The 17,016-nt window shown below is 44.0% G+C and carries 13 protein-coding genes; 2 read left to right on the top strand and 11 right to left on the bottom strand.

The window, feature by feature from the left end:
• Nucleotides 1-236 precede the first annotated feature (236 nt).
• The 3 genes from FZC79_RS17315 to FZC79_RS17305 all read right to left on the bottom strand — a co-directional run bounded on the left by FZC79_RS17315 (nt 237) and on the right by FZC79_RS17305 (nt 3,638).
• Nucleotides 237-1,586, bottom strand: coding sequence for a glucose-6-phosphate isomerase (locus FZC79_RS17315; RefSeq protein ID WP_148948009.1), 1,350 nt, complete (start codon nt 1,584-1,586; stop codon nt 237-239).
• Nucleotides 1,587-1,688: 102 nt separating this feature from the next.
• Nucleotides 1,689-2,396 carry a GDSL-type esterase/lipase family protein gene (locus FZC79_RS17310; RefSeq protein ID WP_148948008.1) on the bottom strand — a complete coding sequence of 236 codons (708 nt, stop codon included), beginning with the start codon at nt 2,394-2,396 and terminating at the stop codon, nt 1,689-1,691.
• A gap of 78 nt (nt 2,397-2,474) precedes the next feature.
• Nucleotides 2,475-3,638, bottom strand: a complete 1,164-nt coding sequence (locus FZC79_RS17305; protein WP_148948007.1) for an iron-containing alcohol dehydrogenase — start codon at nt 3,636-3,638, stop codon at nt 2,475-2,477.
• Between the two features lie 271 nt (nt 3,639-3,909).
• Here FZC79_RS17305 and FZC79_RS17300 point away from each other — a divergent pair, with 271 nt between their 5' ends.
• Nucleotides 3,910-4,143, top strand: coding sequence for a DUF378 domain-containing protein (locus FZC79_RS17300; protein WP_148948006.1), 234 nt, complete (start codon nt 3,910-3,912; stop codon nt 4,141-4,143).
• Nucleotides 4,144-4,493: 350 nt separating this feature from the next.
• On the opposite strand, the gene FZC79_RS17290 is transcribed toward FZC79_RS17300, so the two are convergent.
• The 4 genes from FZC79_RS17290 to pruA all read right to left on the bottom strand — a co-directional run bounded on the left by FZC79_RS17290 (nt 4,494) and on the right by pruA (nt 11,153).
• Nucleotides 4,494-5,891, bottom strand: a complete 1,398-nt coding sequence (locus FZC79_RS17290; protein ID WP_148948005.1) for an aldehyde dehydrogenase — start codon at nt 5,889-5,891, stop codon at nt 4,494-4,496.
• A 356-nt stretch (nt 5,892-6,247) separates the two neighbouring features.
• A complete protein-coding gene (locus tag FZC79_RS17285; protein ID WP_148948004.1) occupies nt 6,248-7,492 on the bottom strand; it encodes a Glu/Leu/Phe/Val family dehydrogenase in 1,245 nt (414 codons plus the stop codon).
• A 606-nt stretch (nt 7,493-8,098) separates the two neighbouring features.
• Nucleotides 8,099-9,295, bottom strand: coding sequence for an ornithine--oxo-acid transaminase (locus tag FZC79_RS17280; RefSeq protein WP_148948003.1), 1,197 nt, complete (start codon nt 9,293-9,295; stop codon nt 8,099-8,101).
• 307 nt (nt 9,296-9,602) lie between these two features.
• A complete protein-coding gene (gene pruA / locus FZC79_RS17275; protein WP_148948002.1) occupies nt 9,603-11,153 on the bottom strand; it encodes an L-glutamate gamma-semialdehyde dehydrogenase in 1,551 nt (516 codons plus the stop codon).
• Nucleotides 11,154-11,501: 348 nt separating this feature from the next.
• Here pruA and FZC79_RS17270 point away from each other — a divergent pair, with 348 nt between their 5' ends.
• Nucleotides 11,502-12,911 carry a sigma-54 interaction domain-containing protein gene (locus tag FZC79_RS17270; RefSeq protein WP_148948001.1) on the top strand — a complete coding sequence of 470 codons (1,410 nt, stop codon included), beginning with the start codon at nt 11,502-11,504 and terminating at the stop codon, nt 12,909-12,911.
• Nucleotides 12,912-13,023: 112 nt separating this feature from the next.
• On the opposite strand, the gene FZC79_RS17265 is transcribed toward FZC79_RS17270, so the two are convergent.
• From FZC79_RS17265 to FZC79_RS17250, 4 genes are all read right to left on the bottom strand, one after another.
• Entirely contained in the window at nt 13,024-13,338 is a 315-nt protein-coding gene (locus FZC79_RS17265) for a hypothetical protein (protein WP_148948000.1), read from the bottom strand.
• Nucleotides 13,339-14,525: 1,187 nt separating this feature from the next.
• Entirely contained in the window at nt 14,526-14,942 is a 417-nt protein-coding gene (gene yugI / locus FZC79_RS17260) for a S1 domain-containing post-transcriptional regulator GSP13 (RefSeq protein WP_148947999.1), read from the bottom strand.
• 160 nt (nt 14,943-15,102) lie between these two features.
• Nucleotides 15,103-16,338, bottom strand: a complete 1,236-nt coding sequence (locus tag FZC79_RS17255; protein WP_148947998.1) for a hypothetical protein — start codon at nt 16,336-16,338, stop codon at nt 15,103-15,105.
• Nucleotides 16,331-16,888, bottom strand: coding sequence for an RNA polymerase sigma factor (locus tag FZC79_RS17250; protein ID WP_148947997.1), 558 nt, complete (start codon nt 16,886-16,888; stop codon nt 16,331-16,333). Before FZC79_RS17250 ends, FZC79_RS17255 begins: the two co-directional genes overlap by 8 nt.
• Nucleotides 16,889-17,016: the final 128 nt, after the last annotated feature.

Raw genomic sequence — 17,016 nt, 5'->3', positions numbered from 1 at the left:
GGGAGCTCATTGGACCGCAAATCTTGGTTATGGTCCATTATCCTTCAAAAATAGGGAGCTCATTGGACCGCAAATCCTGGTTACGGGCCATTATCCTTCAAAAATGGGGAGCTCATTGGACCGCAAATCCTTCTACAGATTAGTTACTACTTTTACTCTGTTTGATTTATTAACAAAGTGGAGATTGAGTTTATACAAAAAAGCTGACACCCAGTGGATGTCAGCTTTTCTATTTCTTATTTCAAACGCTTCTCAAGCTCTGCTTTCTTTTCTTCAAATCCTGGTTTACCTAATAGAGCGAACATGTTCACTTTGTAAGCCTCTACTCCAGGCTGGTCGAATGGGTTGACTCCCAGAAGGTAGCCGCTGATTGCACAAGCTTTTTCAAAGAAGTAAACAAGATATCCGAATGTGTAGGCATCCATTGCCGGTATCTCGACAATCAGGTTCGGCACGCCGCCGTCTGTATGAGCAAGCAATGTTCCTTGGAACGCTTTGTTGTTCACAAAGTCGACTGTTTGGCCTGCCAGATAATTCAAGCCGTCAAGATCGCTATCCGCTTCTTCAATGGTCAGTTCATGGCGTGGTTCTGAAACCTTGATGACCGTTTCAAACAGGTCTCTTCTTCCTTCCTGGACATACTGCCCCATAGAATGAAGATCAGTGGAGAAATTAGCTGATGCAGGGAAAATTCCTTTCTGGTCTTTTCCTTCACTTTCGCCGAACAGCTGCTTCCACCACTCTGAGAAGTATTGAAGACCCGGCTCATAGTTGATCAGCATTTCAATTGTTTTTCCTTTATTGTAAAGGACATTTCTTACTGCTGCATATTGGTACGCAGGATTCTCTTCTAAGTTGTCCGTGCTGAAGTCCTGGCGAGCTGCAGCTGCACCTTTCATCATGGCATCAATATCGATTCCACTAACAGCGATGGGCAGAAGCCCCACTGCTGTAAGAACAGAATAGCGTCCACCTACATCATCAGGTACCACGAATGTTTCGTATCCTTCGTCGTTCGCTAATGTTTTAAGGGCGCCTTTAGCTTTATCCGTTGTTGCATAGATACGTTTTTTCGCTTCCTCTGCACCGTATTTCTCTTCCAACTTTTTGCGGAAGATACGGAATGCGATGGCAGGTTCCGTTGTTGTTCCTGACTTGGAAATGACGTTGATGGAGAAATCCTTATTTTCAAGAAGATCCATCAAATCAGTCATATAAGTGGAGCTGATATTGTTTCCTAAAAACAGGACTTGAGGCGTCTTGCGCTGTTCACCGGAAAGCGCGTTATAAAAGCTGTGGTTAAGCATTTCAAGAGCTGCCCTTGCTCCCAAATACGAACCGCCGATTCCAATAACAAGAAGGACATCAGAATCATTTTTAATTTTCTCGGAAGCTTTCTGGATGCGGGAAAACTCTTCTTTATCATAATTTTCCGGAAGGTCGACCCATCCTAGAAAGTCGCTTCCTGCCCCTGTTCCTTCATGTAAAGAGTTGTGCGCCGTTTTTACAGCATCTTTCAAGTATGTAATTTCATGTTCTCCAAAAAAGGAAAGAGCTTTTGAATAATCAAAGCGTACATGTGTCATATCTATTACCTCCTATTAAATTATTCCTTAATCCACTTTATCGAAAGCCGTGATGATAATCAAGAAAGGAACTGATGTGAAAGCGATACCAAATGGTTTTTTCTATAAACTTTCACGAAATAGCCGTGAATCGTTCAGAATCCTCCATGCAATCAGCTTATATCCCTTCTCATTCGGATGCAGGGAGTCACTGAAATATTCCTCTTTGGACTTGTTTTTAAAAACTCCGTTCAGGGGGATGAAATATATTCCCTCATACTCTGCCGCAAGCTTCTTATTCAAGTCGTTCCATTGGTCGATGTGTCTTTCTATCTCCGAACTACCGGGATACGGATTATATAGACCGATTAAGTGAATGGGCGCAGAATGATTTTCTTCTCTTAAGGTATTCAAAATCGAAGTCAAATTCCTGCGGTAATCTTCCTTTCCTTCGTGGATTTTCGCTTCTTGAAGATTATCCAAGTCGCCTCCGTTGCTGTTGATCAAGTCATTGGTGCCAATAAATACAATCATTCCGTCGGCTTTACTTGCTTCTTCACGGGTTTCCGGGTTCTCGAGCTGGTTCAGTATGCCGTTGGTTTCCTGCCCGACAATTCCATAGTTGGCAATCTCAATCGGCCCTGTCTCGTATTTTTGGTTAAGGACAGATTCAAGCTTATCAACATACCCTTCATCTCCCTTATCCCCCAAGCCATAGGTCAGGGAATCTCCAAACGCAACGATGGTTCTCTCCTTTGACTCATAGTGTGCCCAGCCCAATAAAGCAGAAACCGCAAAGATGCCCAAAATCGCATAAAATACAGGTCTCATTTAAAAATCCTTTCCTGTAATGGGACTAAGATGAACAAAGGGGACTGCACCCGTTAAAGGACAGTCCCATAGTAATCTTTATAGTGAAGCTTTCAAGATAGCTTTTACATCCTCATGTTTCAAGGAGCTGAAATAACCAAATTCTCCATTGGCCATTGCTTTGTCCGCCATTACATCGATGTTCTCGTCATTGATGTCATAATCGGCAAGTTTTGAAGGAGCTCCGAGGCTGCTCCAGAATGCGGAGAGCTTATCGATTCCTTCCAAACCGATTTCCTTATCTGTTTTACCCTCAGGGTCCACATCGAAAACACGAACAGCCATTTGTGCAAAACGGGCTGGATTGACGTCAATATTATGTCTCATCCAGTTTGGGAAAAGAATTGCCAAACCGCCTGCATGCGGAATATCGTATACAGCTGATACGGCATGCTCGATATTATGAGTCGCCCAGTCACCGCGATAGCCCATTTGAAGCATTCCGTTCAGGGCAATTGTACCGGAGTAAAGGATAGTTTCTCTATGCTCGTAGCTTTCCAGGTTGTCCAGAAGCTGTGGCGCTGTTTCAATCACTGTTTTCAATGTGGATTCACACAATCTGTCCTGCAAAGGAGTATGCGTCGCATTATGGAAGTACTGTTCAAACACATGCGACATCATATCAACCATTCCATATATGGTTTGGTCTCTAGGTACTGTAAAGGTATTCTGCGGATCTAGAATCGAGAATTTAGGGAATACAGCCGGACTTCCCCAGCCATATTTCTCATGTGTTTCCCAATTGGTGATGACCGATCCAGCATTCATTTCCGATCCTGTCGCAGCAAGTGTAAGAACGGTTCCAAACGGAAGGGCTTCTTCAGCAGCAGCTTTCTTTGTCACAAGATCCCAAGCGTCGCCATCATACTTAGCGCCCGCAGCAACAGCTTTGGTGCAGTCGATGACACTTCCGCCTCCTACTGCCAGCAATACCTCGATGCCTTCGTTTTTACAGATTTCCACTCCTCTTCTTACAGTGGAGATACGCGGATTCGGTTCCACACCGGAAAGTTCATGGACTTCAGCATCTATTTCTTTTAAAAGGCCAGTCACTCTATCGTAGAGACCATTGCGTTTAATGCTTCCTCCTCCGTAAACTAGAAGAACCTTTTTCCCGTACTGAGGAATTTCTTCCTTTAATTTTTCCACTTCATCTTTACCAAAGATCAATTTCGTCGGATTATAAAAAGCAAAACTGTTCATTTAGTTGCCTCCTCTATTTACTATGCAGCATCTTTAATTCTCATTTGTTTATAAGGGATACCCCATATGTAAAAGCTTGGGTTTCCTTACCTTGTCTTTATTATCGAGTATAATGTTCCCTTATTGCAAAGAAAATGCACAGCGATATTTTTTTAAAAGGGAATGCATAATAAAACAGGAAAAACAACAAGCTATGAGTGAAACATTAAATAAAAAGTGCCGAGTGTACTTTCTATCGTAACCGGCGCCTACTCAATAAGGAGGTAACAACATGAGTACAATTCAACGCATTGCACTGGTCCTTACTATCATTGGAGCTATCAACTGGGGCCTTGTAGGGTTCTTCCAATTTGATCTTGTTGCCGCTATCTTCGGCGGACAAGATTCAGCGCTTGCCCGTCTGATTTATGGTTTGGTCGGGATCGCCGGCTTAATCAATATTGGTCTTCTGTTTGCTCCTTCTGAAGAAGCAGAGCAGTCTCCTGAAGCCCGTCCAACTCGATAAAAATGACAAAAGACAAACTCCGGAAAAGGGAGTTTGTCTTTTTTTGGGAGCTAAGTTTACTGCGTTAACCACATCCAGCTTCAACGCCTGAGGGTCCGTACCCACTAGAACGGAATTAGCCCCTCGGAGTCAAATAACCCTCAGAGAATAAGAGGGAAGACCGCTTTTTTTCTCTGAGGAACATTTGCCTGTCGGGGCTGTTCAAGGCGCTTACGCTTTTGTTTCGTCCAGCTTCAGCGCCTAGCCCCTCGGGGTCAAATAACCCAAAGAGAATAAAAGGGAAAACCGCCTTTTTTTCTCTTTGGAACATTTGCCTGTCGGGGCTGTGCAAGGCGCTTACGCTTTTGTTTCTATTTTAGAAGTCTGCGCAGGATTTTCAGCCCATTTTTGGAGTTGGGGTATTTAAACGAAAAATCAAAACGCGTGGTTTGCTTCAGGATACTTTTATAATGTGAAAACGTCGAGAAACTGCTCTCACCATGATAGCTGCCTATCCCGCTTTCCCCTACACCTCCAAATGGAAGATGAGGAGTCACGATATGCATGAGCGTGTCATTTATGCATCCGCCCCCAAAGGAAAGATTTTCAGTAATGTCTCTTTCTACATTTTCGCTTCCAGTAAACAAGTAAAGAGCAAGCGGCTTAGGCCTGCTTGTAACAAAAGACTTAACCTCTTCCAGGCTGCCATAGGTAAGCACCGGGAAGATCGGTCCGAAAATCTCTTCTGTCATGACAGGGACTTCGGTTGAACGGGGCTTCAACAGAGTAGGTTGAATCTGAAGAGTCTCGTCACTGAAACCTCCTCCATAAATCACTTCTCCATCACTTAAATAGCTTTTCAAGCGTGTATAGTGACGCTCATTCACTACCTTACCATACTGATCACTTTGGAAAGGCTCGTTCCCATAGAACTCATGAACCGCTTTCTTGTATTCTTCTACGAATGATTCTTTCACATTTTCATGGACGAACAGGTAATCCGGTGCTATGCAGGTCTGTCCGGAATTGGCCAGTTTTCCGAATGCCACCCTCTTCGCCGCGAGAGACAAGTCTGCATCCTCGTGCACAATACAAGGGCTCTTTCCTCCTAATTCAAGCGTGACAGGAATCAAACGCTTCGATGCTGCTTCCATCACTATTTTCCCTACAGGAACGCTTCCTGTAAAAAATATATAATCGAATGGCTGATCCAGAAGAAGCTGATTCGTTTCGACGCCGCCCTCCAAGACATGAATTAATCCCTTTTCAAAGTCATCAAAGATTTCAGCCAGAACCCTGGAGGTATTCGGAGTGATTTCAGATGGTTTCAAAATGGCTGTGTTCCCTGCCGCCAAAGCCCCGATTAACGGTGAAATCGCCAGCTGGATAGGGTAATTCCACGGCGCGATGATTAAAGAAACGCCATATGGTTCCGGTATACGATACCCTTTAGAACCAAAATGGGTCACCGCTGTTTTCACTTTTTTCGGCTTTGCCCAAGAGTCCAGATTCTTCAATGTAAAGTTGATTTCTTCAAGTAAGATCCCTATTTCCGTCGTGTAGGCTTCTCTTTCAGATTTATTTAAATCATCATGCAAAGCTTTCAGGATTTTGGATTCATTCTCACGAAGCACTTCACCCAATTTCTTGAGGTGAGCTTTTCTTGCTTCCAGCGGTCTTGTTTTGCCTGACCCATAATAGGCTTTCTGAAGGTCAACCGCTGCCGTCACTTCCTCTTTTGATTTCTCTGGTATGGTTATTCCGCTCATTAAAAACTCTCCTTGAATTGAGTGATTTAGTATCATTATATACCTTTACCCGAGTATTTACTTTTAAACTTCGGTTGTCCTGCTCTCTAAATTGGTTTCAGGTGATTCAACTTCCGTGCTGGAGCCGCCGGGCAGAGTATCGGCGGTAAAAGAGGATTTTTCGGCGAGAGCCGCTCTTTTATCAGCGGTTCCCTAAGTTTATCGGCATTATTTAAAATTTATCGGCGAAAAACACGTGTTTATCGGCGAAACGACATTTCTCTAAAAGCTGTAGCTATTAGGTTCCAGCGCCAGTGAGCCGCCATTCCTTAAAAACTAAAAAAACCGAACAGGCACAAAACCTGATCGGCATTCTTTTAAACCCAGCCTCTGAACCTGGAAGCTTCCGCCATCTTGCGGGCTCCTACCATGTAGGCTGCCAAGCGCATGTTGACTCTGCGGTTCATAGACGTTTCATAAACATTATTGAACGCATCCACGATTTTGGAGTGAAGTTTTTCATTCACTTCTTCTTCTGTCCAGTAATAACCTTGGTTATTCTGCACCCACTCAAAGTATGAAACCGTTACTCCTCCGGCACTCGCCAATACGTCCGGCACTAGGAGAATGTCCCTCTCTGAGAGGATCCTTGTTGCTTCAAACGTTGTTGGGCCATTCGCTGCCTCGACTACGATGGATGCTTTGATTTTATCGGCATTGTTTTCAGTGATTTGATTGGAAATGGCCGCAGGGACAAGAATGTCGCAGTCCAGTTCCAATAATTCCTGATTAGAGATGATGTTATCAAATAAGGTTGTGACGGTTCCAAAGCTGTCACGGCGATCTAACAGATAATCAATATCCAAGCCTTTAGGATCATGAAGTGCTCCGTGTGCATCTGATATTGCTATGACTTTCGCGCCTGCATCATGCATGAATTTTGCCAGAAAGCTGCCCGCATTACCGAAGCCCTGCACGACAACCCTGGCACCTTTTATATCGATGCCTTTTTTCTTGGCAGCTTCCTCGATGCAGATTGTGACGCCTTGAGCTGTTGCTTTTTCACGCCCTTGCGATCCGCCCAGAACCAATGGCTTTCCTGTGATAAATCCAGGGGAATCATTTTCACGCAGACGGCTGTATTCATCCATCATCCAAGCCATGATCTGTGAGTTTGTATAAACGTCAGGGGCCGGGATGTCTTTCGTCGGACCGACAATCTGGCTGATTGCCCGGACGTAGCCTCGGCTGAGCTTCTCCAGCTCAGTGAAGGACATCGTTCTCGGATCACAGATAATACCGCCTTTTCCCCCGCCATACGGCAGATCGACAATTCCGCATTTCAAGCTCATCCACATCGATAATGCTTTCACTTCTTCTTCATCCACTTCAGGATGGAAGCGGACGCCGCCTTTTGTAGGGCCGACTGCATCATTATGCTGAGCTCTGTAACCTGTAAAAACTTTAATGCTTCCATCATCCATACGTACAGGGATACGTACAGTCAGCATACGAATCGGCTCTTTCAGCAGCTCGAACATTTCTTCGTTATAGCCAAGCTTGCCAAGAGCATCGTTGATGACATGTTGAGTAGATGTAAACAGATTCAGGTTTTCTCCCATTGAAAAATTCGCCTCTTTATTGTGTAGTCTAAACCGTTGTTATTGTAACATACAACCTTACTATTTCTTAATATATTACAGGATATTAAATGCTATATTTCGTAAACATATCCCAAGTATAAAGTAGATTTCCGCTCCAGGCGTACGACTCCGCAGGGCGGGCGCTGAGCCTCCTCGGCTTCGCCTGTGGAGTCTCACCTGTCTTCAAAAGTGGAAGCACCTTGGTCAGCCCCGACAGGCAAATGTTCTCAAGAGAAAAAAAGCGGTCTTCCTTTTTATCTCTTGGGGTTATTTGACCCCGAGGGGCTAGGTGCTGGAACTAGACGCCCGCTAATCCCGCAGGAGATCGCACACCTTCCGCTCCAATCATACCTCGTTAAAACATTGGGTTGGATATTTATATTCCTTGGAAACACCCATAAAAATATAAAACTGTATGAAAGGACGATTTCCAATACATTTAATATAGGGTATTCTACTCAAATCAGGGGCCTTACTATGTGAAGAGCCAAGGACCGGCCGGCCTCACTACACCCATTCAACCTACATGTCTCATTCAGCTTCTGATGACAGACAGCTGATTAAACCTTGAAGAAAATAGAAACCTTATTTTGAAAGGACTTTCTGGATGCGCTCAATCGCCCAATCAAGGTCTTCCTGGCTGATGATCAATGGAGGAGCGAACCTGATGACTGTTTCATGAGTTTCTTTGCACAACAGGCCTTCTTCTTTCAGCTGCTCACAGTAGCCGCGGGCAGGTTCAGTCAGCTCAACACCGATGAATAATCCTCTTCCACGGACTTCCTTGATCTTAGGGTTATCAATCTCCCTCAGCTTGTTCATAAAGTACTCTCCCAATTCAAGGGAACGCTCGGAAAGCTTTTCATCTTCCAGCACTTCCAGTGACGCAACCGATACGGCACATGCCATAGGGTTTCCTCCAAAAGTTGAACCGTGGGAACCTGGATTGAATACACCCAGCACCTCGTTGTCAGCCACAACACAGGAGATTGGGAAAACACCGCCGCCCAGGGCTTTGCCAAGGATATACATATCCGGTTCAACATCTTCCCACTCACAGGCAAACATTTTTCCAGTACGCGCAAGACCGGCCTGAATTTCGTCCGCGATGAACAAGACATTATTTTCTTTACACAGCTCATATGCTGCTTTCAAGAATCCTTCAGGAGGGATTACGATTCCTGCTTCCCCTTGAATCGGTTCAATCAAAAATGCAGCTGTATTTGGAGTGATCGCTTCTTTCAATGCTTCGATGTCTCCGTACGGCACCAGGTTAATCCCCGGAAGCATCGGTCCGAAGCCTCTCTTGTATTCTTCTTCAGAAGAAAGAGAAACAGCGGACATTGTACGGCCGTGGAAGTTTCCTACACAAGCGATGATTTCAGCCTGATTATCTGCCACACCTTTCTTGTCATAGGCCCAGCGGCGAGCAGTTTTGATAGCTGTCTCAACGGCTTCAGCACCCGTGTTCATCGGAAGTGCCATATCTTTATTTGTCAGTTTACAGATTTTTTCATACCATGGTCCAAGCTGGTCATTGTGGAACGCGCGTGAAGTCAGTGTCACACGGTCAGCTTGATCTTTAAGGGCCTGGATGATTTTCGGATGGCGGTGGCCTTGATTCACCGCGGAATACGCACTGAGCATATCCATGTATTTGTTTCCTTCAGGATCTTTCACCCATACACCTTCAGCTTCAGAGATGACGATTGGCAGTGGATGATAGTTATTTGCACCATATTCTTGGGTTTGATCAATGATAGATTGAGAGTTTTTTGACATTCGAATTTCCTCCTGATCAATTAGTTTTAGTAAGTATGAAAAAAAAATTATGAAAATATGTCTATTTATAAGGCTCTTTTCGTAAACTTTGTTGCGGTTTATTATCACTTCGAAAAATATCTCTTATTAACCTGAAGCATCCTGGTAAGCCTGAAAGAAAAGAGCTGCTCTCTCCATTGAGCGGAAAAATTTAGTATCCAGAAAAAAATCCGGCTCTTGAGATTTTCCCGAAAGCAACGATCTTTAAGAAAATAGCCATTTATAATCAATGGAGCCTCCGCTTGAAGGCTCCATTATATTGTCAGTCTTATAGCATTTCTGATGTTGTTTTAGCTTGCATATGAAGAAGCAAGTAGTCTGGTCCGCCCGCTTTGGAATCGGTACCGGACATATTGAACCCGCCGAATGGCTGGTATCCAACGATTGCTCCTGTACATCCGCGGTTGAAGTATAGGTTACCGACATGGAAATCTTCACGAGCCTGCTCGATGTGTGCACGGTTATTCGTGATGACGGCACCAGTCAAGCCGTAGTCTGTGTTATTCGCTACTTCGATGGCATGGTTGAAGTCTTTTGCTTTTGAGAAAGCGACAACAGGTCCAAAGATTTCTTCTTTCATGATGCGTGCTTCCGGATCAAGGTGTGCAAAGATCGTTGGCTTGATGAAGTAACCTTTAGAGTCGTCCCCTTCTCCGCCGATCATCAATTCGCCTTCTTCTTTACCGATTTCGATGTAGCTCATGATCTTATCGAATGCAGCCTGGTCATTAACAGGTCCCATGAATGTTTCACGGTCTGTGGTATCGCCGACTGTTAATTCTTTTGTCAGTTCAACGGCACGTTCAAGAACTTGATCGTAGACATCTTCCACAATGATTGCACGGGAGCATGCAGAACATTTTTGGCCTGAGAATCCGAATGCGGAAGCCACGATTGATTTAGCCGCTAATTCAAGGTCTGCTTCTTTATCAACCACAATTGTATCTTTACCGCCCATTTCAGCAATGACACGCTTCAGCCAGATTTGGCCAGGCTGTACTTTAGATGCACGCTCATAGATGCGTGTTCCTACATCGCGTGAGCCTGTGAACGATACGAAACGTGTTTTCGGATGATCGACGATATAATCGCCCATCTCAGATCCGCTTCCTGGAATAAAGTTGATTACACCTTTAGGAAGTCCGGCTTCCTCAAGAACTTCGATGAACTTGGCTGCAACAACAGGAGTCGTTGATGCCGGCTTCAGAAGGACTGTATTACCGGAAACGATTGCCGCAACAGCTGTACCAGCCATGATTGCGAATGCAAAGTTCCAAGGGGAAATGACTACACCTACTCCCAGTGGAATGTAGTTGAATTGATTGTATTCGCCAGGACGGCTTTCCACTTTGAAGCCTTCTGCGATGCGCAGCATTTGGCGGCCGTAGTATTCCATGAAGTCAATTGCTTCCGCTGTATCTGCGTCTGCTTCATTCCAAGGCTTACCTGCTTCTCTTACAAGGATAGCCGAGAATTCGTGCTTGCGGCGGCGTACAATCGCAGCTGCTTTAAATAGAATGTCTGCACGAGTCTCAGGCTTTACTTTTCTCCAAGTCTGAAACGTGTCATATGCTTCGTTCATTGCTTTTTCAGCTAATTCACGGCTTGCTTTTGAAACACGTCCGACAACCTGCTCCTTGTTTGCCGGGTTCACAGAAACGATCTTATCTTCAGTCGTAATCTTTTCTCCGCCGATTGTCAAAGGATAATCTTGACCCAGATAGCTGTCCACCAGCTTTAGGCCCTCTTTAAAAGCTTGCTGATTTTCTTCTTTAGAAAAATCTGTGAATGGTTCATGTTTGTACGGAATCAAATTCATTTCCCCCTTTATCTAGAATAAAAAATTAGTATTTTCATTTTATGAAGGATTAGAAGCGCAAAAAATATTTGCATTCGGAAAACCCTTACATATATAATAATGCAAAAGATAGTTGCGTTTTTCAAGCTTTTTGTTTAATTTTTTTACAATTCTTTAAAAACGGTTGAACTTCATATGTATGAAGGTGGATTTTCGTCCATTCATGAAAAGCTTCAAACGCTTGCTGAAAAACTATCTTGCACATTACACTATTACACTGTTAAACAGCCTTTCAAACTTATAAACCTGATTCTTTGAAATTTTCCTGAAACTTTTACAGAGGAAGCAGACAAAAAGGAGAGAAACCATATGCTTGGGAACGGGATGCAGGAGTTAGTATATCTCTATGAAAAAGTAGTGGACTCTATCGATGCAGGCGTTCATGTTATTAACTCAGAAGGAAAAACGATAATATATAACCAAAAAATGATGAATATTGAGGGAATGGATGTCGAGGACGTACTCGATAAAAACCTTCTAGAAGTCTTTCAATTTCACTATGGCGAAGAGAGCACCCTGCTGAAGGTACTGCGTACGGGAATCCCTGCGCTGAATGTCAAGCAGACTTACTTTAATGTAAAAGGCAGCGAGATCACCACCATTAACAACACTTATCCTATTTTCCATGACGGCGTGCTTTCCGGGGCGATGGAAATTGCGCGCGATGTTACCAAATTGGAAAAACTCATCCGCGAGAATCGCAGCAAGAAAGAAGATTTTCATTATACATTTGACCATATTATCGGAGAGGATTCCGGATTCAGGGAAGTGGTGGAAAACGGCAGGCGTGCTTCCAGGACTTCTTCCCCTGTCTTGATTTCAGGTGAAACAGGAACGGGTAAAGAACTTTTCGCCCAGAGCATCCATAACGGCAGCCCCCGGGCAAAGGAACCTGTGATCAATCAAAACTGTTCAGCTTTGCCCGACTCTGTAATGGAGGAATTGTTATTCGGTGTTCATAAAAAGGTTTCTGAAGAGACCATTGAAAGCCCCGGCTTATTCGAACAGGCTGGAAACGGAACATTGATTCTTGATGAAATCAATACGCTGAGCCTGCCGCTGCAAACAAAGCTGTTAAGAGCATTGCGGGAGAAGAAAGTCCGCCGGCTCGGCTCGGATGCCGGCAGCCCCATAGAATGCAGGATGATATGCACCATAAACGAAGATCCCATTGATGCCATTTCGGAGGGCAGACTTCGGAAAGAACTCTACTATCAGCTCAGCGTCGTTTCCATCTTTATTCCACCGTTGCGGGAAAGAATGGGTGATTTGGAAACATTGATTCATTTCTTCATCGAAAAATATAACGGGCTTTTCGGCATGGAAATCAAGGGCTTGGAAGATTCCGTGCTGGATAGATTCAAAAACTATGACTGGCCCGGGAATGTTCGCGAATTGGAACATGTCATTGAAGGCGCCTTTAATTTGATGGGCACTGAAGACACCATCGGCTACACCCAGCTGCCAGTCCATTTCAGGCAGCGGACACAGCTTTCAAGTGAGAAGGAGCTGGACACGAATGCTGAAGATTTTCTGTTTGACGGAGACAAAGAGATCAAACCACTGGAAGAGTACATGGCGCAGGCGGAAATCTACTACATTCAGAAAGCTCTTTTACATCATGACTACAATGTCACCAAAACGGCAAAAGTCCTCGGGATGAGCAGGCAGAATCTGCAATACCGAATCAAGAAATTTGATATTGGGCGTCCAGATTAAAAAAGAATAAAAATAAAGCAGCTGACCGAAATGGGCCAGCTGCTTTATTGGTTGTTGGGATTCCTTGCTTATAGATTTAGACTAGTCAGCTGCTAATAATGGCAGGGCTGCTTTACTCTTTTTTATCTTCTTCGTCTTTTTCGTCTTCTTCTTTCAACTCTTCCATAGCCTGGTGTGTCTGAGGAAAGCCATTTGCCGACCATTCAGCTCGGTAAGCGTGGTCCAATTCTGTAAGGCCTTTTTCCTCGTCTGTTTTATCCGCATCGGGACTTTCCCTCTGATCAATCTTCTTGCTGTTTCTCATATCTGTATCCTCTATCACTTCAGGATCATCACCTTTCTTCTTCTTGATGGCTGCCGTAGCCAGTGCTGCTCCACCTGCTGAAACCAGTGATCCCACGATCAGACCCTTAGTCGATTTTTTCATGGTAACCCTCCATTTCAATTTTGTGTCTATTACTCTATACCCTTTTCCCCGTCTTTTAAAAACTTGGTTTTCAAAAGACTATAGTGAGCAGAGGATTTTGGTGCCTGATGATTCACTCCGCAATATCCTGTACGAGGGAAACCTGACATAAGAAAATACGCACGCTGGTGTTTCTCAAAAAGACGACGAGGAACACCTCACATGTAAAAATCGCACGCTGAGATCTCTCAGGAAGACAACGAGGGTCACCTGACACCCCAAAAGCGCATTCTGGTGTCACTCAAGAAAACGACGAGGAACACCTGACACCAAAAATGCGCATTCTGGTGTCACTCAAGAAAACGACGAGGGACACCTAACACCCAAAAAGTGCATTCTGGTGTCACTCAAGAAAACGACGAGTGACACCTGACAAGTAAAAAGCGCATTCTGGTGTCTCTCAGGAAGACGTCGAGGGACACCTGACACCAAAAAAGCGCATTTTGGTGTCACTCAAGAAAACGATGAGGGACACCTGACACCCAAAATGCGCATTCTGGTGTCACTCAAGAAAACCACGAGGGACACCTAACACGTAAAAATCGCACGCTGGTGTCACTCAAGAAAACGACGAGGAACACCTGACACCAAAAATGCGCATTCTGGTGTCACTCAAGAAAACGACGAGGGACACCTAACACCCAAAAAGTGCATTCTGGTGTCACACAAGAAAACCACGAGGGACACCTAACACGTAAAAATCGCACGCTGGTGTCACTCAAGAAAACGACGAGGAACACCTGACACCCAAAAAGCGCATTCTGGTGTCACTCAAGAAAACCACGAGGGACACCTAACACGTAAAAATCGCACGCTGGTGTCACTCAAGAAAACGACGAGTGACACCTAACACGTAAAAATCGCATTCTGGTGTCACTCAAGAAAACCACGAGGGACACCTAACACGTAAAAATCGCACGCTGGTGTCACTCAAGAAAACGACGAGGAACACCTGACACCAAAAATGCGCATTCTGATGTCACTCAAGAAAACGACGAGGGACACCTGACACCCAAAAAGTGCATTCTGGTGTCACTCAAAAAGCCAAAAAGGGACACAAAAAATAACAACCAAACTCACAAGAAGAGTTTTTTTACACAAAAAAAAGAACCGGCTGCAAAAAGCCGGTTCCGGTTCTCATTCAAAAATTACTTCTTGATAAGGTCTTGACGCTCGGATTGCTCGATCCACTCTTCAAGCTTGTCTTTAAGAGTGTTGAAGCCCGTTGGAGCAGCTTCAGTTGCCGGAGCAGGTTTTACGCTTCCTTGACGGCGCTTAGGCTTTTTCACAGCAGCTGCAGCTTTTGGCTCTTCTGCAGGAGGCTCTTCAGTCGCGCGGATAGAAAGGCTGATTTTGCCTGCCGCTTCATCAACTGATAAAACTTTTACATTAACTTCATCTCCGACACTTAGATGCTCATTGACATCTTTAACGAATCCGTGTGTGATTTCGGAAATATGAACAAGTCCTTGTGTATTTTCATCAAGAGCAACAAATGCACCGTATGGCTGAATGCCTGTTACTTTACCTGTTACAACGTTTCCTGTTTCGTATTTTGTACTCATGGGAACAACTCCTAATTATATATAAATTTTCTCCTTTTTACGCAATTATAAATTATATCACAGTTGGCAAGCTTACGCAAAAGTTCTCTACTTCTTATTAGATAGTTTTCCCGTTTTACCTATCATAAAACATCCATCACAACAGTTTTTTCCCTTAATTTTAACGTTCATAAGGCAAATAAAATTCATCCCAGTGAGCAGGTTCAGTAAAACCATTCTCTTTCAACTTTTGATAGTAAGGCATGATTCGTCCAACAGTTTCTGAATCAGGATGAAGCTCAATCATTTTCTCAAAGGATTCTTTTATATCCTCTTTCAACGTTCCATCTCCATGAAAAAGAGGCTGCGCAGGGGATCCTTTAATATAGGCCCTCAGCAAGGTATTGTATTCCATTTCGAACTCTTCAAGAAATTCAGAGCCTTCAGGAAGACCTTCAAGCGTTTCTTCATAAAGAAGAAGGTCTCCACCCGCTCTCATCCAGTTCGTGGTAATGATGCCGTCATTCAGGCTTTCCGGTAAACTCTTTAGTCTTAGGACATTTCTAAAGGCATCGGGAAGTTCAGAAGATGAAAGTATGAATGAAATATATTCCAGATCAGTTTCTGCCTGGAAATGCCCGGAAACTTCTGAGTAAGTTAGTAAAATTCCATTGTCCGTTGCACCTTCCACCAATCGAATCAATTCCTCCGAGTAGCTGCTCTCTCTATCCATCAAAAGATCGCGGCTCTCAAGGCTCCCATCTGAAGCCTCTTCCTCCCACTCTTTTCTGTATTTCAGCATTTCATCTTCATATATCGGCAAAAGCCCTTGTTGGATCTTATGATACTCCTTTACCCACTGACCTGCTTCTTTTTCCGTAAGTGTTTTTCCTTTTATATCAAACAGAATTTGCTGAGGTGTTCTTAACATATCATCCAGGTTTTCCTTCACTCTTTTCAAGTGATTACCGTCCTGTACTGGCACTTCTCCCTCTTTTAATTGCTGCAGATTGAAGGAAACATACTCTTCTGCAACTCCTCCCATTTCTGATCGCCGGAATCCTTCTCCCGTCATGCCAAGGCTTCCAACCGCCTGTGTTTTTCGGATAGTGTAATGGCTTTCTATTTCATGGGCAATCTCCTCCGGGTCTGAAGCCGGCATCTCCGCCTGTTCCCTGTCATTAAGCAATCCAGCGCTTTCTCCTCCAATAAATTGAACCATCAGGATAGAGGCAATGACCAGAACACCGATAAAGCTTGCAGCGTATGGCCAATGAATGCCAGGCCGGTTCTGTTTTGCGGGTTTTTGCTCTTTTTCGATGGCCTTCATAACTTGAGATACATCTGTTTTAGCAGGCATCCTCTCATACTGATCATTGAGCTTGTTCATCCGTTCTTTCAATGATTGATCATCCATGTTTCTTCCCCTCCTTCTTTTCTTCTTCTGTAAGAGCTTTTTTCAGCAGGTTCTTCCCTCTGAGCAGCCTGGTCTTGACAGTCGAGAGATTCAACGAAAGGATGTCTTGGATCTCTTCGTACTTCTTATCATGAAAATAATAGAGAATAATCGGGATTCGGTACTTTTCATCTAGTTTTTTTATGCATTCATGAAGAAGCCTTTCCTCCTCTTCCTTGAAAAGCATGTCTTCAGGAAGCTCTTCAGCGGGAAAGGGTTCCTTAGCCAGCTTTTCTGCTTTGAAGAGGTAGCGGTTTTCTTTTTTTATAAAATCCCTCGTTACATTCAATGTGATTTTATACAGCCAGGTAGTGAATTTTGAATGAGTAAATTGATGTAAAAATCGGTAAACTCTTATGAAAACTTCTTGAGAAATGTCCTGAATATCTCTGGGGGAAGCCCCCAATTGAAACGCAAAGCGTTCGACAACCGGTGAAAACCTCTTAACCAGCTCGCTGTAAGCAGATAAATTCCCATTTTGAGCCTCCCCAATAAGAAAAGCATCTTCCATTTCCTGACCTCCTTTTCTCTTCTTTTGTCATTTAACGCTTGTTTTCCAATAATTGTTTCAATTTATAAGGAAATATATCTGATTAGTAGAAATCGTCTATACACTGAGTGGAAATCATAGTAACATGG

Source organism: Rossellomorea vietnamensis (genome assembly GCF_008180615.1).
Taxonomy (GTDB): Bacteria; Bacillota; Bacilli; order Bacillales; family Bacillaceae_B; genus Rossellomorea; species Rossellomorea vietnamensis_D.
The sequence above is the reverse complement of the archived record's forward strand: the minus strand, read 5'-3'. Positions and strand labels throughout refer to the sequence as shown.

Coding starts and splice junctions, on each gene's coding strand:
- FZC79_RS17315 (WP_148948009.1), bottom strand. CDS start 1,586: ATGACACATGTACGCTTTGATTATTCAAAAGCTCTTTCCTTTTTTGGA.
- FZC79_RS17310 (WP_148948008.1), bottom strand. CDS start 2,396: ATGAGACCTGTATTTTATGCGATTTTGGGCATCTTTGCGGTTTCTGCT.
- FZC79_RS17305 (WP_148948007.1), bottom strand. CDS start 3,638: ATGAACAGTTTTGCTTTTTATAATCCGACGAAATTGATCTTTGGTAAA.
- FZC79_RS17300 (WP_148948006.1), top strand. CDS start 3,910: ATGAGTACAATTCAACGCATTGCACTGGTCCTTACTATCATTGGAGCT.
- FZC79_RS17290 (WP_148948005.1), bottom strand. CDS start 5,891: ATGAGCGGAATAACCATACCAGAGAAATCAAAAGAGGAAGTGACGGCA.
- FZC79_RS17285 (WP_148948004.1), bottom strand. CDS start 7,492: ATGGGAGAAAACCTGAATCTGTTTACATCTACTCAACATGTCATCAAC.
- FZC79_RS17280 (WP_148948003.1), bottom strand. CDS start 9,295: ATGTCAAAAAACTCTCAATCTATCATTGATCAAACCCAAGAATATGGT.
- pruA (WP_148948002.1), bottom strand. CDS start 11,153: ATGAATTTGATTCCGTACAAACATGAACCATTCACAGATTTTTCTAAA.
- FZC79_RS17270 (WP_148948001.1), top strand. CDS start 11,502: ATGCTTGGGAACGGGATGCAGGAGTTAGTATATCTCTATGAAAAAGTA.
- FZC79_RS17265 (WP_148948000.1), bottom strand. CDS start 13,338: ATGAAAAAATCGACTAAGGGTCTGATCGTGGGATCACTGGTTTCAGCA.
- yugI (WP_148947999.1), bottom strand. CDS start 14,942: ATGAGTACAAAATACGAAACAGGAAACGTTGTAACAGGTAAAGTAACA.
- FZC79_RS17255 (WP_148947998.1), bottom strand. CDS start 16,338: ATGGATGATCAATCATTGAAAGAACGGATGAACAAGCTCAATGATCAG.
- FZC79_RS17250 (WP_148947997.1), bottom strand. CDS start 16,888: ATGGAAGATGCTTTTCTTATTGGGGAGGCTCAAAATGGGAATTTATCT.